Origin of the sequence: Moritella viscosa (genome assembly GCF_900120065.1) — a bacterium.
GTDB classification, from domain to species: domain Bacteria; phylum Pseudomonadota; class Gammaproteobacteria; order Enterobacterales; family Moritellaceae; genus Moritella; species Moritella viscosa.
In genome coordinates, this window is sequence record NZ_FPLG01000156.1 from 228,364 (window position 1) to 254,776 (window position 26,413).

Genomic DNA, 26,413 nt, shown 5'->3' on the forward strand with positions numbered 1-26,413 from the left:
AGGCATAATTCGTAAGCATACAAGAATAGCCTAACAATAATTATGATATGCAAATAATGTTCGAAACGATGCTAAAAAAAGCGTTACAACCTGCATTGTTTAAACGGATATGGCATATTGAAGTAATATGGTAGAATAAACTGTATCTAAGCGATAAGTCGACTATCAAGGTTGTAAATAAAATTATTTTTATTTCATGACAAATTCGCTTTGTACCACTAGATGTACCATTGATAGTAATGACAAACGCATCAGTCTTTAGCTATCAATAGTTTATGAGCGATTGGAGACTGCCTCCGTCCCGCCATTCTCTTTGTTAAAAGATTTATATTAAGATGCTTAGCGCATCTTTTTTTGTATCTAAAATTCAGTAAGCAATAAACTTTTACAGTCCTATTCTGCCCCCTGTTCAATATTAGGCTATCCTATTTCAATATGTTAGCGACTGACGGGCTATACATAACAAAGAACAGTAGTAATACAGTGAATGTTAAGTTATAAGAGCTGCTAGAAATATCAATCATTTTTAAATTGTCGTATGCAGGTGGAAGAATTGAGTAAAAATAATGAGTCACATTTAGTTCCTAGTCGGGAATGTGGAGAATGTACAGCCTGCTGTGTTGTCCTTCAGATCGATGATGACAATTTTAAAAAACCTGCGGATCAAGTCTGTAAAAATTTGATGGAAAAAGGTGGCTGTAAGATCTACACCAAAAGACCTTCTGTATGCCAAGACTGGCATTGTGCATGGCGTTTCATGCCACAGCTAGATGAGAGTTGGAGACCGGATCTATCAGGGATAATGGTTCGTTCAGATGAGAATGGTATTATTTTCCAACCGATTCACGATCCTAAAACCGTATTAATTACAGCACAAGCAATCGAGTTAATTGGTGGTGGTGTTGCCCAAGGCATTCCAATGTCAATGTCGATTCCTATTCGAAAAGGCTATCGTAGTTATAGCACTGCGCTTAACGAACCTTTAGCGGCAGCCGTAGAAGCAAGAAGTTTGCCGATGATCCAGGACCAGATGCTGGAACTGATTGAGTTTTCATTAGCACAAAATACAGCGATAATTCCAAGCATCGAGAATTAAAGAATAAGCAGACCCCTACAACATAGCCTCTAGACCAATCACCTATGGATTATAGTTTTTGAGGCTATTTAAATACCACCGATTAAATTCTTATGGCGTCTCTGCCCCTTAACTATCAAACAACCCAGTCACTTTACGTAATGGTTTTAATTCGGGGGCTTTACGCTGTTTTTTAGCCTGTAAGATCGTCATCGTTTCTTCTAAACACAACATACCAGCTTGCCAAGTTGCCATGTATTTCAAGCTATCGTCAACACCGTGATCACGGCTGTAATTAAGCATCTCTTTACTGCCTGTTACTGCCAATGGTGAATGTGCAGCTATTTGACTGGCGATCTGTAACACACCATCTAACATGGCTTCTTGCGTTTCAAATACCTGATTAACCAAACCAAATTTATCCGCTTCTGCGGCACTAAAATTACGCCCTGTATACGCGAGTTCACGCACGATACCTTGCGGTAATATACTCGGTAAACGCTGTAATGTACCCAGATCAGCGGTAATGCCTAACTCCACTTCTTTAATCGTGAAGAACGCATCTTGCGTGCAATAACGCATATCTGATGCCGCAATAAGATCCAGAGCACCACCAATACAGCCACCTTGAATAGCCGTTAATACAGGTATACGTAATTGTTCAATATCAGTAAATACTTGCTGCAACTGCATGATAAAACGACGCATCGCTTCACTGACTCTGGCTTTCTCTTTACCCATAGGGAAATTGTCAGGGCTTTGGAATACTTCTAAATCCATACCAGCACAAAAGTGTGGGCCTTGCGCTGAAATGACCAACACACGTAAATCGTCTGTCATAGAAAGCGCTGCGATGGCCGCAGGGAATTCACGCCAAAAGTCCAAATTCATTGAATTCAATTTATCAGGTCGACTAAATTGTAAATGCGCAACGCTGCTCTCGACTGTTAACGTGAAGGTGTTGTAACTCGATTCTATTTCCATTTTCATCCGTTCCTTGATAATGATTACGTTATGCTAGCAAAATGAGCCCCTACCAGCATTATCTTTACATTACATATTATTATCTGTATATCACACACCGTAAATTCACCAATGATTTACCTACATAAGAGAGAGATCATTGCGCCCTGTCGCAAAAAAATAGCATAAATTAGATATAAAGCACATAGCGACCAAGTATATCCATTTAGGGTTACTTAAATCGTAATCCGTGATCAAAATCGCGTTATCCACGCCTCTAAATAACTATAATAAAACCAAGTTAGAGTTATTGCTCTACATGTTAATGGTTAAGTTATAAAGACTTATTGGAGGTATTATGAATATTCCTGTTTGGCAATATGTTGTATCCATGAGTGGCTACATATTGTTTTTGCTATTAATGGTCGAAGGCATGCGTCGAACACCAAAGTTAACGGCTGCATTTTGGTTACTCTCATTATTAACAGCGCCCTTATGGGCAGAAAACTTAGACGGCTGGTTCCGCTGGGCTAAAACTGTCAGTGTACTGATTCCAACCGCAATTGTGGTAGGTGGTGCACGTATCGCTTGGCTGTATCATGATAACCCAAATAAGTTCTTATCCTTGTTCCGAGGGGATTGGGTACTAAAAGTACTCTATGCAGTACTCTTCCTTAATATCGCCGAAGCCACCGTTAAAGACTTCGCAACAGCTAATCACTTTAATGCTATTTGTGGTGTGATCTTGTGTATTACGATCCCATTTCCACGTTACAAAAATGGTCAGCGTATGTACTGGGTGATCGGTCGTGATAAACCTAACGATCTGCTATTTTACTCTACCGCAGCGTGGAACTTCCTTTACACAACATGGAATCTGGCATTTGTATTTGGTGAAAACCCTGGTTTCTTTGCGAGTTCATTCTGTATCTTAATGGCCGCAGAGCTATATCCATTAATCAAAGGTCGCCCAGAGCTATACATCATAGCACGTGTATATACGCTCGCTTTCCATATCCTGGTACGTGCAAACGCTGATATCTTCACGCCTGTAATGGACTCTTCAAGCTGGGCCAATGAGCAAGTGCTCTGGTTCTGGGGTGCGATCAACCTTGCACTACATGTACCATTTGCCATTTGGTACTTCAATAAAAAACGTAATAACCCAACTGGAGAGCCACCTTGTGGTAAAAACCAGCCATTAATAAGTGAATATGCTGGTACTGAATTAAACCCAGATCCCAAAGGAAAACTAGCCAGAGCTTAATTATATAAATCAGCAGATAGTGCCAACTGGGTGGGCGCTATCCCTGCCCCCGAATTATAGAGAGATGAATAATGATGAAAAACAAGATTAACTCTATGTTTATGGCAATGTGTACATTGCTACTGATACTCTGTGCTAGCGGCGTAAATGCAACCACAACCAATAATGATATGAGCTACGTAACCGACATTAAAAATACGGTTTGGCAAGGTACACGAGATGGTAAACCAGGCGAAGGCAGCATGCTTTATCGTTTAGAGTTTGCAGATAATAACCAAGTACAAGTAATCAAACAATCGGGGGGGTTTAACTACAGCGAACCGCAATCTTGGCAGCAGCAAGATAACCGTATCATCATTAACAGCGACGAAGACTCTAAAATTAAAGATTTTGACGGTGCAACGCTAACATTCTTCGCTGATGATCGCGTTAGCTTTAACCTAGATGGCGATTCATTTACCATTCACAAATGGTATGAATACCGATCCTACGGGCACGTACTCTTGGTATTACTTGGTCTAATGCTACTGAACGAAATATGCCGTCGTGTAGTTTGGAGTAACTACTTATTGTTTTTTATCTTACCGATTGTACTTATCCCTCTGTGGTCTAGCTATGATGTTACTTACTGGTTTAAATGGGTAAAACTTTATTCGGTAGTCGGTGCGGCAGCATTATTCACCCTGATCCGTTTTACCAAAATAGGCAACATGAAATGGGCTAAATTTGGTGCAGCGGCATTCCTCGCCATTAATATCTCCGAAGCTGTCATGCAAGACTTTAGTATGGGTAATACGGCAAATGTACTTAATGCCATTGGTGGTATCTTATCAATTATCACCTTAACAGGCTGGCTTAGTATTCATGCCGATAAGAGTAAAGAACGAGACATGGTTTGGCCAGCGATGACGACCTTCTGGATCATTGCTTATGATGTGTGGAATATCGTGTTTGTTTACTTAAATTTCCCAGGCTCTGCAACAGCCCAATTGATGGTTCTGATATCAGCAACACTTCCAGCGCTATTCATCAAGAAAGGTACCTGGTTACAAGCCCGTGCGTTTACCCTCGCCGGTTCATTCATGTATTACTTCACTAACCCAGCCATGTTTGAAAGTAATGTCGTTGCCATGCCACGTAATGATGAGCTAATGCTTGCAGCTGGTGCAGCCAGTTTCATTATTAATGGTGTTTATGCTTACTTATTCTTCACTAAAAAATGGCAACAACGTCAACTGAATAAAGCTACAGCATAACAGCGCCTACTGACCATTAAGCGCAAAAAATCTAAATAAATAAACCATAAAGTATCTAATTTTAAAAATAATGATAAACGGAGTAAATTATGAAAAAAGGTATCTTAACTCTTGCAGTGTTAGCATCTTTTTCGTCAATGGCAGTGATTGCAGAAGAAGCAAAAACAGATGGCCCAGATATGGCTGACCCGACTGCGGTTTATGCTTATGCTGGTTTGGCTTATGGCAACAAAGGCCTTGATTTTGAAGCCATGGCTGTTCTAACTAAAACCGATACACAACGCAGTGGCTTTATCTTCGAAGTAAAAGATATTCTTGATGAGGATAACTATACAGAGCCTACAACTGGTCGTGATATTTCTAGCCGTAACTTCCGTTTACGCTACGGCAATATCAATACCACAAATGGCCTCGGTGGTTTTGCTGATATTGTGGCAGCTGAACATCCGTTTTTCGGTAATATGGTAGTTGCACAAGCGGGTCCAGTAGCAACTATTCCAATTGGTGATGACATCTACATTTGGCCAATGCTGTTGGTTGGTGGTGTCGTAGCTGAAGATAATACGTCTCAAAATTTAGAGTTTGCAATTGCTAAAACAAAAGCTGGTATTGTACAAGCCGAAGCAAGTGGTAATACTCAGGCAGCTAACAGCTTAAAAAGAGCCCTTGCAGGATTAATGGGCCAACAGGCTTTAACAACAACCAGTTCTGAAGGCATGGACTGGATGACTACAACTGGTACTGCAATGGCTTATATCCGTTACCAACCACATGAAGATTTCTTTGCCCTAGGTAGCATCCGTTATACCAAAGCGCTTGCCGGTAAAGAATGGGATAAAGATATCATAGACGGCGGTTTACAGATGGCATCTACCGCTTGGGATCTCAAGCTTGGCTATTACCTAACCAAAACACAAACAATTACATTGTACTATAGCGGTGACAATACCAGCGCTGACGATAAATACAGCCTAGGTTACAAATTCGCATTCTAGTCAGTTATATCTAAGCATTCTAGTAACAGGCTATATCTGCATTTTCATCTAGATATAGTCTTCTCAGAAGGCCAGCTAAAATTACATTCAGGAAGAGTTCAATGAAAAAAACAGCATTAGTATTAAGCACCCTATTAATGATGAACAGTAATGCCATGGCGACAACAGAGATCTCTGGTGTAAGCATTCCAGATAGCATTAAACCACAAGGCGAAAACTTACAGCTAAATGGGGCGGGTATTCGTAGTAAATTTTTTATCGATTTATATGTTGGTTCATTATTTACCCATGACAAGATGGAGCAAGGTAATGATGTGATTAATAGTGATGAAGCCGTCGCGATTCGCTTAAATATCACCTCAAGTATGATCACATCCGAAAAAATGATCAAAGCGATGCAAGAAGGTTTTGAACGTGCAACCGCAGGGCAAAGTAAAAACCTAGATACCAAAATAGCAGCCTTTATTGATACGTTCGCAGATCCGATTAAAAAAGGTGATCAATTTACACTACTGAGTGTACCTGGCGAAGGATTGATTAACTATAAAAATGGCGAGTTTATGTCTATTACATCAGGAGAAGACTTTAGAAAGGCGGTACTTACGATCTGGTTAGGTGATAAGCCAACAGATAAAGACTTAAAAAAAGATATGCTTAATAGCTAACCACCAAAATATCGGCTGCCATTCTTATCAGGCAGTCGCCATACATCCCCTATGAATCAGCTACCATAAAGAACGCATCAAGGAATCGATACCATGAACCCATTTTCTCTATGGCGAACACTGTTTTTTCCACAACGCAATAATTGGGATAAAAACCAGCATCAAATCGTTGAAATTATACTTTTTTTCACATTATTATCATTTATCTCTGGAATCTACAGTTTTGTAAAGTGGTACAGTCATGATCATCAAGCGATGATCTACACCTCCCTCTTTTTAATCTGTGCAGAGCTGATTGCAGCACTTGTATTACGCTTATTTAAAACCATCAATCTAGCCCTGAATATCGGCTTTACAGGAATGGTCATTAACGCTTTAAATCTAGTTTATCAGACAGGAGGGGTGATTATTTCTCCGCAAGCATTCTGGATCCCACTGCTCATCATTTCATTTTTTCTCACCGCAAGCTTAACCATGGCAATATGCTGGAGTGGAATTGTTATTGCCGTTACAGCTTGGATGGTCAACCTATCATTACATAGCACCGAACTACCTAATGTAATCTTATCTGAAGCGAGTGTAGCTGGTGAAACTTGGTCTGGTATTATGATACCGCTTGTTATCATTTGTATCGCCCAAGCATATATAGCTAAACAGCGTGAAAAATCGATAACAGCCTCCCTCCTTTCGCAGCAAGAAAGTCAGTCCGCTGCAGAAAAATCACAAAAAGAAGAACAAAACTTAAGCCGTGTACTCGTATTAGCTGGAGATAACGCTAACCAGTTAACAAGCATAGCAAAGCAATTATCACAGCAGTCGAGTGAACTACACAATCAAGTCGATGAACTCAATATCACTTGTGATATACAAGAAAATGCCGCAGAAAAAATGACTAATCGCCTAAATAAAATGACGTTAGATTTCCAAAAATCTGAACAATTTGTACAGGAATTACAGTTACGCAGTGAAGACATTAATAATCAAGCCCAAACCAGTGCTTCATCATTAACCGCTTCGACTGAAGCTATTAGTAATATTTTATACAGTAATCAAGAAATGGTTGTCGTTGCCGACCTTATTACCTCAGTAGCAGAGCAAACCAATTTATTAGCGCTTAATGCTGCAATTGAAGCTGCACGGGCTGGCGAACAAGGGCGTGGTTTTACCGTTGTTGCAGATCAAGTCCGTAATTTATCTTCTAGAAGTAATCAAGCTGCGCGTGAAATAAGACAGCTACTTGATAAAAGCACCAAAGAAGTTAACCAAGGACAAATTGTAATAAAAGGGTCTGTGACAGAATTATCCGAAATTATTAATCAAGTTGGCAGTACACTCACCGATGTACAGCAGCTCGCTAAAATCATGGAAAAACAAGTTAATGTTTTACTAGAGCTTAATCACGCTAACCAAGATGTAACAGAAAGTGTCAATAAAACCAGTAAAATCTCTGAATCAGTCGCAACTCAAGGTACACAACTATCACAACAAGTTATCATTTTAAAAACACTCGCCGATGATCTAAATTCAGTAATGGAATTATCATAATGATTATATACAGTTAGCTGTAAACATTATTTATTTACCTTATTTTACTTCGCTAACTAAAGATTAGCTATGCATGGATATAAAGAAAAAGGTAAAATAGCGCTTATGTGTAATTCATCTAAATAAGAAGGGTAAGCTGTAGATGCCACATAATGCGTATGAATTAGCCATCAGAGGTTATGCACTAAAACTCATTTTAGGCCAGCTGTTATTAGTATTATTTATTGTTTCAGCGACTTATCTTGGTACCGATCATAAGTCTACGCGCTCCGCAGCGTTAGGTGGGATGATCTTCTTGTTGCCACAATATATTTTTACCCGATTGTCATTCTTGTATACCGGCTCAGCCAATATAATGCGCGCTAATACCTTCATGATCCTCGGTCATGCTTGTAAGTTCACACTCATTTTTATTCTATTTAGCGTGATATTACCGTTACCCGGCATTCAACATTTCAATCTATTTATTACGTTTGTGATTGTCATGTTTTCGCAAATATTTAGCTTATTGAAACCTCTGCCTGAACAATTTGCTAAAACGGTTACAACACCAGAAGATACTGAAAGTATAAATAGCGAAAATACGGGCATGAATAAGATACTAACAGCACGTACAACACAGGGATAATCAATCAAGATCATCCCTGTATATCATGCTAATTTAGTCTGCTAGTGTCGGTAAAATAGCTAACTTTTTAGCGTGATTAAACGGACGGAGAATATACCGGTTATGGCGTTTCACAATCGAACGGTTCGTTGAACCAAACACCAAATAGCCGTGTGAGAACATTTTATCAATAAATGCTTGATCACCATGACGAATAAAGACCGAAAGCGGGCTTTCTAATACCCCATCGGTATCAGAGAAAGCACGATCATAAACTTCAGCACAAATAACCAGTGAATTTTCACCGCTTGAGCTTAATTTAAACTTATCCGTCACATTGCTTTCAGTTTCAATCAACCAGCCTTCATTATCTAACTCAGTCAAAATATCTTCTAAAATAAACTGCGTTAAATTCTTATATTCCAGTTCACAAATCTGCGTATACACACGCTCTATTTTTTCAAAGCGTTGCTTGAAATCAGCTTTAGGCCCCAACGTACGGCTTTCTTGCAACCAGATATTCAAATCACCCGCGAGGATAATATCAAAACGTTTTTCTTTTAGCGCACTAATAATCCAATTACCGAGAAAGTGAGTCTCCGACACTGGATTTTGTAAACTACGTTTTTGTGCTTGCGCATCAGAAAGTGCCGTTAAACCCTCTCTAACAAGCTTCAACATATTAACGTTATATGATTTTTCTTGTTCAGACATATTTATTCCTAAAGCCTTAACCAGCAAATAATGCGCTCAAGGACACATTATTGATACCTGAGTACGATATATATGCACCAAAACCAATTGGTAGGATGACATAAATAAGCGAATAAATGGTAAAACCAAATGGTCGACCTAATGCTTTCATCATAAAGTTTAAACGCGCTTTCTGATGTTTTGCCTTCGCACGCGTGAATAAAATATAACTACCATGACACAGCATAAATAGACCTAAGGCCAACGTATAAAAATCCATAAAATTACCTTTGGTAAAAACTACAAACTATAAAGAGTGGATGCTAACAGAGCCAAGAATAACACAATGTGCTTTTTCGCCATTAAATTGTGATAACTTCGTGATAATTATAAATCTAATTACCGCTATAGTATATACAACACCGAGTACATACCTGATTAGAGCAACTTAACGCAGTAGGATAAATAGACATGAAATATATAATTAAATTGTTAGTTATCAGCAGCCTAATATTCTCATTCAACAGTTTTGCTAAAGATCCTATCTATACGGGTTATTTTAGTAGTAAAGCGGTAAGTGGCTACGACACTGTTGCTTATTTCACCCAATCCAAAGCAGTTAAAGGCTTAAAAAAATTCACTTATGAATATAAAGGTGAAGATTGGTATTTTAGTAACAGCCAACACCTCGCATTATTCAAACAAGAACCAACAAAATACGCACCACAATATGGCGGTTATTGTGCCTATGCAGTCGCGAATAATGGCACAGCCTCTACAGATCCAACACAATGGACGATTGTGAACGGTAAACTTTACTTAAACTACAACGCAGATATCAGGCAGCAATGGTTAAAAGACAAACTAAACTTTATTGTAAAAGCGGACCAAAACTGGCCTCACGTATTGAATTAAATAATCATAAATTGAGTGACAGTATTAAATATAATTAAAAGGATTGTTAATATGCTAACAAAAAAACGCATTTACACTATCGCAAGCTGGGTTATCGTTGTTTGGATCGCTAAAGTATTTCTGACTTCTATCCCGTACAAATTCTCTGGACACCCAGATACAGAGCATATTTTCTCTACGATCGGTTCATGGATGGCTACAACCTTATCTGTCGATTTAGGCACTTTCTTTGCGCAATACGGTGCAATTGTCGTTGGCAGTGCAGAGTTAGTCACAAGTCTGCTATTACTGAGCCCTTTAGTTTTATTGGTTAAAGATAAGATGTCAGGCCAAAACAGCACACGTTTACGTGCAAAAATACACGTATTAGGTGGTTTATCGTCTTCCGCTATTATGGCGGGTGCGGTTTTCTTTCACTTGTTTACCCCTCTTGGTGTTGAAGTATTACATGACGGAAAAAGCGATGGTGGCTCATTATTTATGGCTGCCGTATCAATCTTAATTTTAGGTTTGGTATTATGCGCTATTAACTTAAAATTAATCAAAGCAGAGTAATCATATGATTATACGCGGCTTATTAATATTACATTATCTCGTATTTTGCTTTCGCTTTTTGACTATTCCATGGCGTTACTTTCAGCTTAATGCGCGATATTTTAATAATCAAAAGAAAATATTTTCGAAACAAGATTTAGATGCTATCACTCCTGAGGAATGGCGTTTAAATCAGTATATTGATAGAAGTGACTTACTCCCTACGCGTTATCCCGTATTCGCAAAACCAGAATGGGGACAAAACTCAGCGGGAGTCAGTTGTATCCGTAATTATGCTGAACTTGAAGCCTTACGATCGAGCCCTAGCTATCAAGCACAAAATTATTTAATTCAAGAAGCGGCAACGGGAGATATCGAGTTTGAAGTCTTCGTCGTTAGACACCCGCAAAAGCCAAGTCAATTTTCGGTGATGTCGATAACACAAGTGATTAACAGCAGCACAGACAAATTCCCAGTAAATGGGATTTATAATAATGATACTCAATACCAGGATATTACCAATAAACTGACACCAGCAGAGCAACAAATTCTATGGCAAGAATTAAATCGTATGGGTGACTTTACGATTGCACGATATAGTTTAAAAGCGGATTCATTAGATGTCCTTCTGCAACGCCAGTTTAAATTAGTCGAAGTAAACCTCTATGTTCCTATGCCATTAAGTTTATTAAGTCACAATTTGACCCGCTTACAGAAATACCAGTTACTGTATAACACCACGCATTCTCTTGCTCAATTAGCGCAACAGCTAAATAGCAAAAAAGTAACACAAGGTATCTTTTTTAATAAGTTGATCGCCGCCAAATGGGGTCATAACACAAGGATTTCTAGTCAAGATGAAACAAGTAAAGCAACTAATTTACAAATGGATCAGTAGTAAATTCATGGATGGCTGCAGTAACTACAACAGCCTAGAAGTACGCCGTGGTTGTCGTTCAAAAAAACAAGCGCGTGATAAGTTTGCTGCAGGTCATATCCCTCATGCACAAGGTACTATTTTCTTCAACCCTTTTACGGCCGTAAAGTTTGCCAAAGAACATGGTTTCCCATTAGTAATAAAACCTAACGTGAGTGGATTTTCACGTGGTAGCCATTTCCCGATTCGTAATTATAAAGAACTTTGGCGTGCCATATTTTTTGCTAAATTATGGTGGCCAACAACCGTTGTAGAACAATATTTACAGGGTAAAAACTACCGTGTCGTGATCACTAAAAAAGGCGTTATTTCAGTATTACAACGCTACCCAGCATTTGTGAAAGGTGATGGTATAAACACGATTAGCACTTTGATAAATACAGAAAATAGTGTACGTGAAAAAATGGGGTTATACCCGTGTAACAATCCTATTTCTCAAGGACAGCAAACAATCAATTATCTTGCTAAACAGGGTTTGACCTTATCTTCGATTCCAAATACTGAGCAACAAGTTGATTTATTTTATCGTATTTCATTAGCACCAGGGGGGGTAGTTGAGACCATACAGCGTGATCTAATACCAGCGTACAACAATGAATTATTTGCCAAAGTATTAGATTTATTTGATGCTGAAATTTTAGGTATTGATGTGATCATGGAGCAAGGTATTGAACATGATGCCCGCGATCAAAAGCTGATCTTTTTAGAAGTAAACTCGCGTCCTTATTTAAAAATGCACAATTATCCACGTTACGGCCAAGCTGATGATCTTTCTGAACAGCTGGATTTAATTACCGTACCCACGAATCAACAAGCTGACATATTCTAATGTTTCGCCCTTTCCATACGCTAGCACCTGCCAGTTATTTCACTGTATTTTCAGCCATTCACAGTTTTGTGATTGGCTTATTACCTTTTTACCTCCCTATTCTTATTTGGCAACAATACCAACACCTTGCTCCCCTCACCGAGTTTATCGCTTGGACAGGGGCGGGGTTCGTGATGGTATTATGGGGCTGGCATCAATTATTTATCCGAGGTTACTGGCGCACATTAATCATCTTATCGTTCACCTTAGAAATCGGGCTTATTTATGTCGCGCTATTTCATATAGCAAACATTAACTTAATCATACTAGGCTTACTCAACGGTCTGTTTAATTGCAGCTATTGGATGCTACAACGTATTCTTTTTAACAGCATCAGTGGCAGCAGTAATACCGGACGACTATTTGGTAATTTACAGCTAATATTAGGGTTCAGTTTAAAACTAGGGATCTTGTTTGGCGGCTACTTTATGCAAACACAACCTTGGATTATATTTGCGTTGAGCATGATTGCTTCGCTCAGTTTCTGCATAATGACAATAAACGCACGAGCAACACAGACATTTGTTTACGAGCGAAGTGATTATTCACAGGCTAAATCAGTGATTAGTACGCGTGACAAAATCGTATTTCTTATTGATGGGCCTTTTTTGTATCTCGAAAGCTATTTGTGGGTGCTGAGTATTTTTCATTTAACCAACAACGATACCAGCCAATTTAGTTTGACTGTGATTGCACTTTCTTTAGCCTTGGGGTTAATCTTTTATTTCATCAAAAATACCATCGACAAGCAGCCCCAATACCGACTATATCAAGTCGCGACGTTATTTTATCTTTGTGGTTGGTTAGTCCGCGGTTGGATCTCTCCAGATTGGAGCGGCTTTGCAATTGGATTAAGCTTACTTAGCGTGGCATTTGCTACCGCATTATTTCGTTTGTATTTCAATAAACGTTTTTATGATAAGGCAAAACAACAAGCTAATTACCAGTATTTAGTGAGCAAGAGTCTCTACTCTCAGCTTGGCATTGTGATATTTTTTGCCGGGTTAACCGTGATGTCTAACGTAACGACCTTTAATCTTAACCAAGTCTACTGGGGAGTATTACCATTAATTGCTATTTATATGCTCTATCAGCAGAGTCGTAAACCTGTCAACAGCAACGCTCTATTGCCTTAAGCGGTTTACGACGTACAACCGACTTACGGTATTAAACAACTTCGACGTAAGTTTCTCGCTGTGGATACAAAGCATAAGACTGATGTTGCTTAGATGAACACGGACAACCACATACATAGTTCATTTTAAGTTGCTTGTTCGTGGCGATAAGGTGGGTAAAACTAACCGTATGAGCATCATCGCGATGCATACAGACAGATAAATAAGACGGTGTGGGTTCATGACTGGCATGAAATCGAGTCAACGCTAAACTGTTTTTATCTTCGATACGGCGCAGATTAGTCAACTCAATAATATTTTCTTCTACGCCATCGACCTCTAATAAGTCAGAATCAGTTTTAATGTCCAGCTCATCATTACAGCCGTCCCCAGAAAATAATACCTGATGCTGTAATAGAATAGAATTATGATGATCTTCGCGGTAGTTCGTCACTTCAGACAAGGCAACTGATGACGATACCATTGGCGATACAGCAGTAACCGTTGTTAACGCATAACCATCCCAACGTACCGCGTAAACATCACCGGTTTGCACTGTAAGATGACTCGGGAACACAAGTAGCGTAAAGGCGGCATAACGCTGTAAAGGCAATTTACTGAGTGCGTAGCGGATCTTGGTTAAAGATGTATTACTGATTAATGATTTAACTAATAAACCACGGCTAATCAAATCTTTTCGGAGGGTATTTTCTTGGTAATAATTAAGTAAACATATTGATAAGCCAGCTTGATTAATTGCAATCCAAGTACCGCCGCCAACAGGATCTACTGGCATTAAATATTTAATCCCTCGTTCATTAAAGTATTTAGGAGAATAGGCTAATGCCCGACCTTTTTGTTCATCTCGGTTAAAAAATACTTGATAGCCATCATTAGCCAACAACCAGCTTACTGTACACATGATGAATCATTCCTTAATGCTGTGAGCGTCGCAGGTGCAAGGCCCATATTATCAGGTGTATCAAAATCGCACAATTTAGCAGATATATCCATTAATGCGTAATGGTGAACAGCATGCGAACTCACAAATATAAGTTCACGAATTAATGATGTCTCAACTTGTGCGACTAACGTATCTACCACAGAAATTTCTGTCGACATAATCATTTTATTGTTCATCATATTTGGCTGTAATGAGAGTAGCCAAGTCTTGATTTGTTGTAATTCACGTAATCCCGTCACACGACAAGATTCCACTAATGCACCACGACGACGAACATCATAATCAATAATCCCAACTTGTTCTTTTAACGCATAATAAAGGTCTAATACATGACGTAAATGCTCACCAATACAACTATTAACATAAGGCTTAGCGCGCATGCAATACTGCTCATTTGTCATCGAGGTCAGTAAAGCAACGCCCTGATCTACACCTTCTATATTTCCTTTAATCACCGTTCTAAATTGCTCTACAGGATCTATGACCATAATCATTCCTTTTATTACCACTTATTTCTAAGTAAAGCATACATCAAATACTAGGTTTAACTTATCACGAAAAAATCACAATTTGAGTGAGAAAGCGTACCATATCATCCCAGATTTATTGAATAAGTAGGTGAACATTGAAACTAATTGGTAAATTATCACTCATTTAACTAACATTTATGATAAATTAGGCAAAGATAGCAAATACTTTAAATTAATGGGACACTCCATGTTAAATGACTTTTTAAATAAACTAGCGGCACAGCCAACTACTATTCAGTTCGACGATGTCATCGCTGTTATTGATGCAAGCTATGATTTCACTCCCACTAAATTTTACAATGGCTACCTAGAAAACGACGCTACTGAAAATACAGGTTCATGCAAATTGTTCGCATTAGGTCGTTTAAATAAATTTACTAAACAAGAAATGTTAGAATGTTTCGGTACTTATTACCGTGATGACGTATTAAATAATCCAGAGGGTGATGATCATCCCAACATCCGTTATTTCATGCGCACAGGCTGGTCAGGCATTCAATTTGAAGCACTGCCACTAAAATTAAAATAACGTTAACTTATTAACGCTATGTTGAGGCAGAGAATTTTTTCTCTGCTCAACTCTTTATATTTATCTAAAAAGCAGCCATTCCTCCTCGCTATTTTCCGCGATTTACTATACTTATCTTAAAATAATAACAATGCTTAATCTGCCTTACTAAGCAAATATAACCCGTTATACTTATAACAACTGCGTTGTTCCTCCCCGATTTAGCGAATGCTAATAAGGAGTTGATATGTATATTCATTTAAATGGCTTTGACTTTGAATTTTCAAATCAAGTGATCGCATCTTTTATCAGCAGCACAGCTTATCAAAATCAATCTTCTGATATTGCAGGTATCCACCTTACTGATACTTATCAGCAAATGCTGCATGCAGGTATAAGTAAAGATGAACTAATAAAAGCGATATTAAACTATCATATTAGCGCGCTACACGAAGAAGGCATAAGTGTTGAGGCGATCAAAAAATCAATGTATAACGATATTAATGTGAGCTTTTTAATTGATATAAAAAGCGATAATTTAGCCCGATTCGTGAATTTCAATGATAATAAGAAAGAAGATAGCGTGTGCATTAATATGCGTAACTTTAATCATCAGTTTACACTCACCTATTCTCAATTAATTCAACTTGAAGAGTCTTATCGTAATCAAACACAAGAACAAATATTGATACTGTTTTTAGAAACATTTAAAACCATAATGGAAACAGAAGACTCGGCGTCACGACAATGCTATTACGCAATTCTTGTTAGCACAGGATTACTGCTATTTTCTGAGCAGCTTAGTATTTTAGATGCAATACAGTTTAGCGACATAGAATTTGAACTTAATACTGATCGACTTTTATTGAATTTACCCGCGGGCTTAGAAACATGTTTATTCGAACTGGAGTTTAATACAGAGGATTAACATTTTGCATTTAGTATCCAAATTAATACCAATAAATAACACTCTAAAGCAATCCATCCTCAACCTGAAAATAACAAAAACATAAATATATATAAATTAATTTCTCCCGTAACAAACTAATTTTAAAAATATTTATATTATCATAATAAAAATAGGATTATTTACCCCTATTTATCCTTAAAGTTATTACGCATCAAGCCGAATACTTAGACATAGCCGTAAAATCAGCAATGTTAGCCAGCGAGGATGTCGTAGAAGATGAAAATCAGAGATAAATTATTAGGTCTTACTGGTATTTCGGTAAGTGCACTCTTATTGGTACTTGGGATGTCTTGGGTTGCCAACGAGCAAGTAATGAATATGAATCATGCCGCAACCGACGTAAAACAACTCGAGGTCACACTATTAAATTTACGCCGTAATGAAAAAGATTTTTTACTGAGACGAGACACCAAATATCTCGATAAATTTCAAGCTAACTACGCATTATTTCAGACGGAGTTAAACGAATTAGAAGAAGAGCTTACAGCACTTAATATTATTGTACCAAGTGTTGCAACCCTACCGGTATCAATGCAAGATTATAATCTCAGTATGATTGCACTGGTCAATAATTACCTAACCCTTGGCCTTAGCCCTGAGCAAGGATTACTAAAGCACCTCAATAATAGCTATAAACGTTTACTGCAAACAGCAGACCGATATAACCGTAATCTTCTCATTACGACCGATCTTGCACAAACAGCAAAAATGTTCGCATTACTCGGAAATCATGAATATTACCTAGAATATCAAGCTAAGTTTACACTTTATGATCAACAGCTTGCACTTGATTTTGGTAGCAGTTATACCGATTTCCGCGCAACGATGGCTAAAATCATTGAGCAATACAAAACGATAGGTGATACGCCTGAAGTTGGCTTGCGCGGCGAAATGCGAGAATACTCACATCAAGTTGAACGAACTTTTAAAGATGTCAGCCAACAATTAAATGACGAAATAGCAAAACAACAACAACAGACGATGACAATCATTATTGTGGCAGTATTAATAGTGATAATAGCCCTGATCACACTGTCTTGGTTAATTAGCAATTCTATCCAACGCCGTATAGAAAGCCTAAGTAGTCTGATGGCCACGATAGCGAAAAGTCATGACTTAACAGCGGTCGCAGATGAACAAGGCAATGATGAATTGTCACATATGGCAAGTAATTTTAATTACTTATTAACCAACCTACGTGAACTCGTCAGTAACGTAAAAGAAGCTGTACATGAACTTGGCTCAGCATCAGGTCAGTTACAGAGTCGTAGTGTTGATTCAGAAACTGCGATTAGCCGCCAACAAGCTGAAACCGATGCTGTCGCAACCGCAATCACCGAGATGAGCTCGACTATCAGAGAAATAGCAGGTAACACAGAGAGTGCAGCTAGCAATGCTGATAATAGCTACAATGGAGCTCAAGAAGGCTTATCAGAAGTGAGCGCAACCAAAAATCGTATTCGTATTTTATCTGATGACTTATCTAAAACCAGTAATGAAGTCGCCAATTTATCAACACTGTCCGACAATATTGGTTCGGTGCTTGATGTGATCCGATCAATTGCAGAACAAACGAATCTGCTTGCTCTAAATGCAGCAATTGAAGCGGCAAGAGCAGGCGAACAAGGCCGTGGTTTTGCCGTCGTGGCAGATGAAGTTCGCTCACTAGCCCTTAGAACACGTCAATCGACAGAAGAAATCACCAGTATTATTGCAACGTTACAAGAGCAAACGGGTCAGGTAGTCGTACATATTAGCCGCTGCCACGAACAAGGTGAATTGAGCGTCGAACAAGCTGACAGTGCAGAATCTAAGATTGGGCAAATCATGTCAGATATGCAACTCATCATGGATACCAGTACCCAAATCGCTACCGCTGTCGAGCAACAGACAGTCGTATCCGATGAAATTGGCCGTAACGTAACGTCAATCCGAGATATTACCAGTCAAAATACCCATATCGCTCATGAAAATGCGCAAGCAGCCAGTGCTATCTCCAATCAGGCTAAAACATTAGATCAATCCATTGCCCTTTATACGGTGTAATTAACAATGTATGCAGGTATAAAAAGATCGAAGTCATCGCTTCGGTCTTTTTTTTGGCCGTAAATTATGAAACCGTTTTCTAGCTGTTTTCTTTTATGGCTTTCTGCATCGTCAGCCAACTTTCGACAATAGGGTGTAATTCTGTATTTTCCGCCTTCTTGATAACCAAACCGTTAAGTTCTGCATCAGCCGTTAACAATGATTGTGGCGTAACAGGTTTTCCTGATTTCAATGCAACTTCTTTGACTAAACCAATGGCCACGAGCTTGGCGTTGCAAAAGAACTGGTGCTGATAATAAAAATATTTTTCATCACAACTTAAAATTTCAGTCGTCATCGTAAACGCTTGAAAAGGACGTATTGGTTTTAAATAAATAAAATCTTGTGCAGCAATCATGCGTAAGCCATAACGGCCAGATAACGCGAGTCGAGAAGAATGCCAAATACCAAAACGACCCAGTTCCATAAAACTAAAGACACGGTAATTAGGTAAGTGATCACGCCAACCTAAATCATGCAACCACACACGAAAACCATCACTGCGTTTATTGACCAGTGCCACTGCATCCTGCTTACGAGCACTAAAAATAATCATTAACATTCTAAAAAATAAATTCATGTTACTCCCTTTCATAAAATTCATCGAAGTAACATACTGACTTAAGCTCGTAGAATGTAAAGTAAATGTAACAATAAAATCTTAACGAGAGTGGATTTAATTCCAATTAGGCTAATGTCATCGACACACCGAGTATAATAAATAACATACCACAGCACTGGTTAAACATTTGTCCATTGCACATTAGTTTAGGGCGAATTCGATGGGCAACACGTGCAACACCATATTCGGCAATAAACTCAACACAAATAAACGTCACCGCAATCACAATAAACTGTGGAAGCAAGGCCTGCTTAGGATCAATAAATTGCGCTAAAAATGCAGTAAAAAACAACAGTACTTTAGGGTTTGATAAAGCAGCAAAAAAACCTTGGCGAAATAAGTTGGCTGGACTTTGCAGTTGACTATCACCCAGTTTCGTCAATTCAATTGCAGGTGCGTTCCATAATTTGATACCAAGCCAGACAAGATAAACAGCACCAACCCATTGCAACCCCGTCATCGCATTAGGCTGAGCTTTTAATACCGCACCTAATCCAAACATCGATATCGAAATTAAGATCAAGAACCCCATTACTCCACCGCAAATAGTAAATAGTGTGCGCTGATGCCCATAACGAGCGCCATGACTCAAAGCTAATAATGAATTAGGCCCGGGCACCACTGCTAGTCCCGCCGCTGCCATTAAAAATACTAACCAAAGATTAAACGCCATCATAACAGTCCAAAGTAACTATAATTACACTTAGTATAAAACTCATCGTGAAACTAACTGGGTATAATTAAGACATATAGTGGTATTATATGGACAGTAATATTAACGAGTCCACGATGATGAATGCAGCTGAAGTACGTTTTTTATTATTACCCTTACCCGAATTTAACATGCTACCGTTTGGTGGTTTTCTGGATAAATTACGGTTTTCAGCCGATGAGGCCGATCATAGCCAACAGCGGCATTGTTCATGGCAAGTCATCGGTTTAGACAAAAATAATGTCACATCCAGCAGCGGCATTCCGATTGCGATAGACCATACCCCCGCAGATATTAACTTGTGCCATTATGACTATGTCGTTATTTTTGGCTGCCGTACAGCACGGCAATCACAACAACAAGCGCAACATTATGGTGGTTTTTTAAAACAGGCCGCTGCGCTTGGTCTCACCCTTATCAGTATTGATAATGCCTGCTTTACCCTTGCCGAATTGGGATTATTAAATAACCATAAAGTAGCCGTACATTGGCGTCATGCATGCGAATTCAGTACAGCCTACCCGCGTTTAGAAATAACAGACAAGCAATTGTATTCTATCGACAATACAAGAATGAGCTGCTCTGGTGGCAGTGCAACTATTGATTTAGCGGTCGCGGTACTCAGTCGTCATCTAGGACAAACCTGGGCGATAAAAGGACTGGCTGATATGTTGGTTGATGAAAGTCGAGATCAATTACATCAGTTAAAATCTCGCCAACAAGTAATACACCATGATCGCCTCGTAGGGCGTTCAATTGCATTAATGCAAGAACGAATGGCTAGCGATACATCAACTGAACAATTAGCAACCCAAATTGGTTTAAGCCGCCGACAATTAGATAGACGTTTTAAACAACATTTTAATATGTCTGCCCATCAGTATTGGAATGAAATCCGTTTACAACATTTGCATTGGCGTTTACTCAACTCTGACCATTGCCTAGCCAGTCTTGCCGATGAAGTTGGGTTTCAAGATTCGAGTTATTTATGTAAAGTATTTCGACAGAAATTTAATCTTTCGCCAGGTCAATTACGCCGTCGAGCTGATTAATCAATACGAACCAAGTACATAATTAATCGTACACTACACGCCTAAGTGATAGCTTTTTAACTTATGCCCTAAGAGGTAGCATAAATCAGTTCTACGTATTGCAATCAATATTCAAAACAGGCATATTTAAAAGTCGTCAACCATACTAGTTCACTAAAAATGCAACGTTTTGAATTAAATAAACGGATTTATGTTTCGATTGCAATCTATATTGTATCTATTATTAGCTTGGCAACTTATAGTTATCTCCAAGAAAAAAATCATATTTATACTGCCCTTGATTTAAAATTAAAAACGGCAGCCCTGACAATTACCTCATTATTACCTGCCAATTTTCATCAAAAAGAAATGGCTTATGATGAAAATTCAACGCAACTAAATAGCATAAATAGGACTGCCTTATCCAATTACGCTAAAAATATAAATATAACCAACTTATATACGCTTATCTTGCGCGATAATCAGATCCTATTTACCTCATCAAGCCTAACCCCCACTGAGAACAATAATTTTGATCAAAGTAACACAGATTTTTTAACAGCTTACGATGATGCCAACACCCAGGTCTACCATACTTTTGCCGACCAGCAAGCTCGCTTAATCGAGTATCAAGACAAATGGGGCCGGTTTCGTAGTATTTTCATCCCGCTTTATTCAGCAGACGGGAGCCTTTATATTGCAGCCGCGGATATCACGATTGATAGCGTGTCTTTTCAACTCAACCAACTCTTTAACAAGATAATGCTCATCTCTGCTATTTTTATGCTGGCGATTTTTGTTCTATTCTTCATGCAGACTGTCAGTTATCGCCAACAAGTAAAAAAATTACGTTGTAAAATTGCGCAAAGAACTGCGGAGTTGGTACAAAGTGAAGCAAAATTAAATTCCATTTTTGAACATTCCCCTGTAGGTATTTTTCATTACAATAAACAAGGATCTTATTAAAGACAAATCGGCATTTTGAAGATATTATCGGGGCAAAAAAAGATGGCTTAATTGGCTTCAATATGTTGGAAAACATCAAAAACAAGTCTCTATCCACAGCAATGAAATCCTCATTAAAAGGACAAATAAGTACCTTCGAAGGCGAATATATTTCGATATCACACCGTAAAAAGTCCTACTTAGAAGTCGATTTGGTCCCGTTATATTCAAGCACTGGAGAGATAGATGGTGGCGTAGGGGTTTGTGACGACATCACCTTACAACAACAAAACACGTCTAATCTACAAAAATTATCACGAGTAGTTGAGTGCAGTCTAGATGGTATTATGATCACTAATACCAAAGGGGTTATTGAATACGTCAATCCTAGATTTACACAAATCACAGGCTATTCATCAAAAGAATCTGTCGGTGAAAAAGCCAATTTTTTCCGCTCTAGAGAAACCAGAAATGCAACTTATAATGGACTATGGAACAGTATTTCAAATGGTAATGAGTGGTCTGACGAAATGCACAACCAGCGTAAAAATGGTGAATTATACTGGGCTAAAGTAACTATTATTCCAATGACCAATGCTAACGATGAAATAACCCATTTTATTGGGATTCAAGTAGATATTACCGAGTCACGAATCATTGCAAAGCAAATAGCTTATCAAGCAAAACACGATATGCTAACAGGGTTAATTAACCGTTATGAATTTGAACATCAACTAACCGACGCAGTTTGCAGTGCACAAGGCAGTAAACTTACTCACGTTTTATTCTTCTTAGATTTAGACCAGTTTAAAATAATTAATGATACTTGCGGCCACGCTGCAGGTGACGAGTTATTACGTCAAGTCGCTGGTATGATTGACGACAATTTAAAGCCAAACGATATATTAGCGCGACTAGGTGGCGACGAATTTGCCATATTAATGCGCAACTGCCAACTTAAAGACGCAGTTGTCGCTGCAAATGCAATCTTAAATAAAGTTAAAAAATTCCAATTTATATGGAAAAAAAGTTGTTTTAGTATCGGTGTCAGTATTGGTGTAGCGGAAATAAGCCGTAATTCAGGTAACACAAGCGAAGTACTGATTCATGCCGATTTAGCTTGTTATGCCGCTAAAGACTTAGGACGAAATCGAGTACATACTTACAATCATAACGATAAGTTACTCACCACTCGTGACGGTGAATTTCGCTGGGTCAATGAGATCAAAGAAGCGCTTAATGAAGACAGGTTTGAACTCTACGCTCAACCTATCGTTGCATTATCCGATTCTGGACATAAACATGTTTTTGAAGTGCTACTACGTATGCAAGCTAAAGACGGAAAAATTATTGAGCCTGGTACATTTTTACCTATCGCAGAGCGCTATAGCTTATCGCAACCAATTGATCGTTGGGTATTTGATCACACATTAGATTGGATGCGAGAACATAGCCAACAACTGGATATTTTTGACCATATTAGCATTAATTTATCTGGTACTTCACTCGGTGACGATGACTTATTGCAGCATATTATGTGGAATATAGCCCAAGCAGGTTTGACGCCACAACAATTCATGTTTGAAATTACCGAAACAGCTGCAATTAGTAACCTTACCAACGCGACAATATTCATCAATACCTTAAGTGAGTTTGGCTGCCAATTCGCACTAGATGATTTTGGTAGTGGTTTATCTTCGTTTGCTTATCTAAAAAATCTACCAGTTAACACATTGAAGATTGATGGCATCTTTATTAAAGATATTTTAACCAATCCAATAGACGCAGCAATGGTAAAATCGATTAATGAAATAGGACATTTAATGAAGTTAAAAACCGTTGCGGAGTTTGTTGAAAACGATGCCATAAAACAAAAAATTAAAGCGATTGGTATCGATTTCGCACAAGGCTATGGTATTGGAAAACCACAGCCTATTGATAATATGCTTTACTTAAATCAACAATAGATACTCAAACTTGGCAGTTAACGCGTCATAATGATCAATTTGTTCGTAATAACTCTTTATCATGCCTTTGTATACCACCCACAAAGTATCTGCCATACGTTAGTATTATTCGAAATATAGACTAAACGATATGCCTATATTATCCCAACTAATGGCTTTATCTTGCTCTTTAATCCATACGTAAGATAAACCTAACGCCATTGATTGATCGATAAAATACTTACCACCTAGAGTGAAGTATGTTCCATCAAGATAATCATAAGTATCTTTGGCATCATTAAACGCGTGGTTAACATTAAAATCCGCTTCAAATTTGGGGCTAGAGGAAAGTTTTACACCGGCAATAATACTAGGGTAAAAATTAGATTCTTGCGATGTAGTACCATTAGCCCATTTTTTAATTGAACGTTGAGTTAAATTTGCTCCTGCATAAAACTCCGTCATATGACCAGCATTTGCTGACGTCATTAAGCCTGCACCAAGTATTTTCGCTTTAGCTTTTACATCTGAACTTAACGCAATATCACCTGTTTGATGATAAAAACCAGCCATATAAAAGCGTTCTGTAATCGCACGTTCAACATTTACAGCCCAATGCTCACCTCGATAACTTAGCTGCGCATTATTATGGCCAAAAGGTTCAGCCATTAATGTTGGCGCCACAATAAGTAATGGTATGCTTGCAAGCGTTGAAACTTTAAACATGTATTTTCTTTCCCTATAAATAAATTAAACTTAACTTTAAATATTAAATTGATGAGTAAAAGCATATCGGCAACATTCCGTAAAATATAAACATTTTTATGCCTATAATCGAATTAAGCGGCTAATAACAATGATTGCAACTGTATTAGTGATGCTACTTGGTAACTTGGCTTGATACCGTTCGGTAGTACAGCATTTTCGCTATTAAGCCAACAAGTATCAAAACCTGCGTTCATCCCACCTAAAATGTCAGAGTGCGGATTATCGCCAACCATCAGCACTTGCTCACGCTGTATATCCCCCATGTGGCTTAGCGCATATTCAAATATACCGATATCGGGTTTCGCGATACCCACTTGTTCAGAGATAACAAGTGGTGCGAATACATCTTTTAAACCTGTTTTTTCTAAACGAGCATGCTGTAGTTCAGTAAAGCCATTGGTAATAATACCCATGTTTACTTTCCCAGTTAATGCCGAAATAAGTGTTTTAGCACCAGGTAATAAACTGCATATGTCAACCATAGCCGTCATAAATGCACTGTTTAAAGTTTGGGTTGTCACCTTCAGTTTATCCGCCCATAATTGAAAGCGTTTATTTTGCAATTGTGTTGCGGTGATTCGACCATCTTGGTAATCAACCCACAAAGGTAAATTAACCGTCTGATAATGACTAAAATCATCACGACTAAAATCAACACCAAAACGAGAAAACATCAATTGCAATCCTTCAAACGCATCAAAATGGAATAAAGTTTCATCGGCATCAAACAAGATCCATTGGTACTTCATGGTATTGTCTCCAACGGCTAGCCGCTATAATTAATTTAATAGGTCAGACTAAAAATAAACAATCAATAAAAACATCATGTTATCTTTATCAGTATGGAGAGGTATAATAGCTGAAAGTGTGATTCACCTAAACAATAAATAAAAATAAACTTGCTACTTATAAAATGTACTGTTATTATCAGCTCAGATTTATTTAATAACAATCCTCGAAGTAAAAATCAACGATTAAGCCTTACCTAGGAATTTCCGTAAGCCAGATTAAAAAATCCAACATACAAAGCTAAATTATTGAACAACGAAATACAGCAAATGTTGCGTGCTGTAAACTCTTCTTACTAAATCAGCTATTTATACATAATAAAAATAGTTAGATTTCAGAATATTATCGTTATACGGTAATGAAGCTTATTACAAATTATGCGATAGCTTTAAGCTACGCCTTTATAGTGAGTTTTATTATGACTATTATTTTTAATGGTACACAGATCCAAGTTAAACAACCGGTACACTCGATTTCAGTTCACAAAAACCGAGTAGCATTTACTGATTCACAAGGTGAGAAAATAGCTCAACTTGCAACAGTAACAGAACGCCGTAACTTTATTGATATGCTAGTAAGCGTTTAATTACATCCGCTAACATTATCAACTTTAATTCCCGATATTTTTTAATATCGGGATGTTAACCTCCTTCACTTACTTTATGCTCCCTTCATTGATTCTAACTATCCCATATTTTTAATTACCTAAGATCAGTCTATCATCACGTTATAACACTTCGATGCATAATACGCCTATACTATTGATTGCTATTGTTTATAAATGGCTCAATTGTTTATAGGGGGATGGATATGAATTTAGAGATGAATTTAGAGATGAATTTAGAGATGAATTTTAAACAAAAAAAAGTCAGGTTGTTAGCCTGACTTACATATATTGGAAAAGAAGGTCGACTGAAATACTTACTTCTATCTTCGCAATACTTTTCTTCTTACATTGACTTACTTTCTTCACTTACAGATTTCCTTACACTTTCTTTCATTTACACGTACCTTTCACATACGTTATTCGTCTTCATTTACTTCCACTTACTCGTACCTGTCATATACGTTATTCGTCTTCATTTACGCTTGCTTTCACTTACACGTA

The 26,413-nt window shown here is 38.1% G+C and carries 28 protein-coding genes; 19 read left to right on the forward strand and 9 right to left on the reverse strand.

All coding sequences use genetic code 11. The features are described 5' to 3' along the window. The first annotated feature begins 553 nt into the window (after positions 1-553). Positions 554-1,096: a hypothetical protein gene (locus tag BT797_RS23200; RefSeq protein ID WP_075473675.1), complete on the forward strand. Its 543-nt coding sequence runs from the start codon at positions 554-556 to the stop codon at positions 1,094-1,096. Between the two features lie 108 nt (positions 1,097-1,204). Here the strand turns inward: BT797_RS23200 and BT797_RS23205 are convergent, their stop codons facing one another. After that, the gene (locus tag BT797_RS23205; protein WP_045109416.1) at positions 1,205-2,059 is read right to left on the reverse strand and encodes a crotonase/enoyl-CoA hydratase family protein; all 855 of its coding nucleotides are present in this window, start codon (positions 2,057-2,059) and stop codon (positions 1,205-1,207) included. 337 nt (positions 2,060-2,396) lie between these two features. On the opposite strand from BT797_RS23205, the gene BT797_RS23210 reads away from it, so the two are divergent. The 6 genes from BT797_RS23210 (at position 2,397) to BT797_RS23235 (ending at position 8,394) form a co-directional block, all read left to right on the forward strand. Beyond that, positions 2,397-3,305, forward strand: a complete 909-nt coding sequence (locus tag BT797_RS23210) for a hypothetical protein (protein WP_045109415.1) — start codon at positions 2,397-2,399, stop codon at positions 3,303-3,305. Between the two features lie 71 nt (positions 3,306-3,376). After that, positions 3,377-4,561 carry a DUF5692 family protein gene (locus BT797_RS23215; protein WP_244534123.1) on the forward strand — a complete coding sequence of 395 codons (1,185 nt, stop codon included), beginning with the start codon at positions 3,377-3,379 and terminating at the stop codon, positions 4,559-4,561. A gap of 89 nt (positions 4,562-4,650) precedes the next feature. Further along, entirely contained in the window at positions 4,651-5,556 is a 906-nt protein-coding gene (locus tag BT797_RS23220; protein ID WP_075473657.1) for a hypothetical protein, read from the forward strand. Between the two features lie 101 nt (positions 5,557-5,657). Beyond that, the gene (locus BT797_RS23225; RefSeq protein ID WP_075473658.1) at positions 5,658-6,221 is read left to right on the forward strand and encodes a chalcone isomerase family protein; all 564 of its coding nucleotides are present in this window, start codon (positions 5,658-5,660) and stop codon (positions 6,219-6,221) included. A gap of 93 nt (positions 6,222-6,314) precedes the next feature. After that, positions 6,315-7,766 carry a methyl-accepting chemotaxis protein gene (locus BT797_RS23230; RefSeq protein WP_075473659.1) on the forward strand — a complete coding sequence of 484 codons (1,452 nt, stop codon included), beginning with the start codon at positions 6,315-6,317 and terminating at the stop codon, positions 7,764-7,766. Between the two features lie 142 nt (positions 7,767-7,908). Then, on the forward strand, positions 7,909-8,394 hold the full coding sequence (locus BT797_RS23235; protein ID WP_244534122.1) for an ATP synthase subunit I: 486 nt from the start codon (positions 7,909-7,911) through the stop codon (positions 8,392-8,394). Between the two features lie 33 nt (positions 8,395-8,427). Here BT797_RS23235 and BT797_RS23240 read toward each other — a convergent pair whose 3' ends face one another. Both BT797_RS23240 and BT797_RS23245 read right to left on the reverse strand, forming a co-directional pair. Continuing rightward, the gene (locus tag BT797_RS23240; RefSeq protein WP_075473660.1) at positions 8,428-9,087 is read right to left on the reverse strand and encodes a DUF2913 family protein; all 660 of its coding nucleotides are present in this window, start codon (positions 9,085-9,087) and stop codon (positions 8,428-8,430) included. 16 nt (positions 9,088-9,103) lie between these two features. After that, positions 9,104-9,346: a hypothetical protein gene (locus BT797_RS23245; RefSeq protein WP_075473661.1), complete on the reverse strand. Its 243-nt coding sequence runs from the start codon at positions 9,344-9,346 to the stop codon at positions 9,104-9,106. A 191-nt stretch (positions 9,347-9,537) separates the two neighbouring features. Between BT797_RS23245 and BT797_RS23250 the strand changes: the two genes are divergently transcribed. The 5 genes from BT797_RS23250 to BT797_RS23270 are packed head-to-tail and all read left to right on the forward strand — an operon-like array spanning position 9,538 to position 13,456. Then, positions 9,538-9,981, forward strand: a complete 444-nt coding sequence (locus BT797_RS23250; RefSeq protein ID WP_045109409.1) for a YHS domain-containing (seleno)protein — start codon at positions 9,538-9,540, stop codon at positions 9,979-9,981. Between the two features lie 51 nt (positions 9,982-10,032). Continuing rightward, positions 10,033-10,536: a hypothetical protein gene (locus BT797_RS23255; protein WP_075473662.1), complete on the forward strand. Its 504-nt coding sequence runs from the start codon at positions 10,033-10,035 to the stop codon at positions 10,534-10,536. 4 nt (positions 10,537-10,540) lie between these two features. Beyond that, on the forward strand, positions 10,541-11,413 hold the full coding sequence (locus BT797_RS23260; RefSeq protein ID WP_075473663.1) for a D-alanine--D-alanine ligase family protein: 873 nt from the start codon (positions 10,541-10,543) through the stop codon (positions 11,411-11,413). Next, entirely contained in the window at positions 11,373-12,281 is a 909-nt protein-coding gene (locus BT797_RS23265) for a cyanophycin synthetase (RefSeq protein ID WP_075473664.1), read from the forward strand. Before BT797_RS23260 ends, BT797_RS23265 begins: the two co-directional genes overlap by 41 nt. Beyond that, the gene (locus tag BT797_RS23270) at positions 12,281-13,456 is read left to right on the forward strand and encodes a hypothetical protein (RefSeq protein ID WP_045109405.1); all 1,176 of its coding nucleotides are present in this window, start codon (positions 12,281-12,283) and stop codon (positions 13,454-13,456) included. Before BT797_RS23265 ends, BT797_RS23270 begins: the two co-directional genes overlap by 1 nt. Positions 13,457-13,487: 31 nt before the next feature. Here the strand turns inward: BT797_RS23270 and BT797_RS23275 are convergent, their stop codons facing one another. Both BT797_RS23275 and BT797_RS23280 read right to left on the reverse strand, forming a co-directional pair. Continuing rightward, positions 13,488-14,357, reverse strand: coding sequence for an NRDE family protein (locus BT797_RS23275; RefSeq protein WP_075473665.1), 870 nt, complete (start codon positions 14,355-14,357; stop codon positions 13,488-13,490). Beyond that, a complete protein-coding gene (locus BT797_RS23280; protein WP_045109403.1) occupies positions 14,345-14,887 on the reverse strand; it encodes a hypothetical protein in 543 nt (180 codons plus the stop codon). The genes BT797_RS23275 and BT797_RS23280 overlap by 13 nt, the downstream gene beginning before the upstream one ends. 229 nt (positions 14,888-15,116) lie before the next feature. Here BT797_RS23280 and BT797_RS23285 point away from each other — a divergent pair, with 229 nt between their 5' ends. The 3 genes from BT797_RS23285 to BT797_RS23295 all read left to right on the forward strand — a co-directional run bounded on the left by BT797_RS23285 (position 15,117) and on the right by BT797_RS23295 (position 18,453). Further along, a complete protein-coding gene (locus BT797_RS23285) occupies positions 15,117-15,458 on the forward strand; it encodes a HopJ type III effector protein (RefSeq protein WP_045109402.1) in 342 nt (113 codons plus the stop codon). A 226-nt stretch (positions 15,459-15,684) separates the two neighbouring features. Continuing rightward, a complete protein-coding gene (locus tag BT797_RS23290) occupies positions 15,685-16,365 on the forward strand; it encodes a hypothetical protein (RefSeq protein WP_045109401.1) in 681 nt (226 codons plus the stop codon). 258 nt (positions 16,366-16,623) lie between these two features. Beyond that, a complete protein-coding gene (locus BT797_RS23295; RefSeq protein WP_075473666.1) occupies positions 16,624-18,453 on the forward strand; it encodes a methyl-accepting chemotaxis protein in 1,830 nt (609 codons plus the stop codon). Between the two features lie 79 nt (positions 18,454-18,532). Here the strand turns inward: BT797_RS23295 and BT797_RS23300 are convergent, their stop codons facing one another. Together BT797_RS23300 and BT797_RS23305 are read right to left on the reverse strand one after the other, a co-directional pair. Then, a complete protein-coding gene (locus tag BT797_RS23300; RefSeq protein ID WP_045109399.1) occupies positions 18,533-19,072 on the reverse strand; it encodes a thioesterase family protein in 540 nt (179 codons plus the stop codon). A 106-nt stretch (positions 19,073-19,178) separates the two neighbouring features. Next, on the reverse strand, positions 19,179-19,790 hold the full coding sequence (locus BT797_RS23305) for a LysE family translocator (protein ID WP_244534121.1): 612 nt from the start codon (positions 19,788-19,790) through the stop codon (positions 19,179-19,181). Between the two features lie 116 nt (positions 19,791-19,906). Between BT797_RS23305 and BT797_RS23310 the strand changes: the two genes are divergently transcribed. The 3 genes from BT797_RS23310 (at position 19,907) to BT797_RS23315 (ending at position 23,769) form a co-directional block, all read left to right on the forward strand. Beyond that, positions 19,907-20,878, forward strand: coding sequence for a GlxA family transcriptional regulator (locus BT797_RS23310; protein WP_075473677.1), 972 nt, complete (start codon positions 19,907-19,909; stop codon positions 20,876-20,878). A 159-nt stretch (positions 20,879-21,037) separates the two neighbouring features. Then, the gene (locus BT797_RS24480) at positions 21,038-21,823 is read left to right on the forward strand and encodes a hypothetical protein (RefSeq protein WP_244534120.1); all 786 of its coding nucleotides are present in this window, start codon (positions 21,038-21,040) and stop codon (positions 21,821-21,823) included. A gap of 50 nt (positions 21,824-21,873) precedes the next feature. Next, positions 21,874-23,769 (forward strand): EAL domain-containing protein, encoded by a 1,896-nt coding sequence (locus BT797_RS23315; RefSeq protein WP_244534124.1) that lies wholly within the window; start codon positions 21,874-21,876, stop codon positions 23,767-23,769. Positions 23,770-23,874: 105 nt separating this feature from the next. On the opposite strand, the gene BT797_RS23320 is transcribed toward BT797_RS23315, so the two are convergent. Beyond that, positions 23,875-24,474, reverse strand: coding sequence for a hypothetical protein (locus BT797_RS23320; RefSeq protein ID WP_045109397.1), 600 nt, complete (start codon positions 24,472-24,474; stop codon positions 23,875-23,877). 113 nt (positions 24,475-24,587) lie between these two features. Next, entirely contained in the window at positions 24,588-25,265 is a 678-nt protein-coding gene (yjjG, locus tag BT797_RS23325; RefSeq protein ID WP_045109396.1) for a pyrimidine 5'-nucleotidase, read from the reverse strand. A gap of 458 nt (positions 25,266-25,723) precedes the next feature. Here yjjG and BT797_RS24035 point away from each other — a divergent pair, with 458 nt between their 5' ends. Continuing rightward, complete coding sequence (locus BT797_RS24035) at positions 25,724-25,891, forward strand: hypothetical protein (RefSeq protein WP_170860707.1); 168 nt, start codon at positions 25,724-25,726, stop codon at positions 25,889-25,891. Positions 25,892-26,413 lie beyond the last annotated feature (522 nt).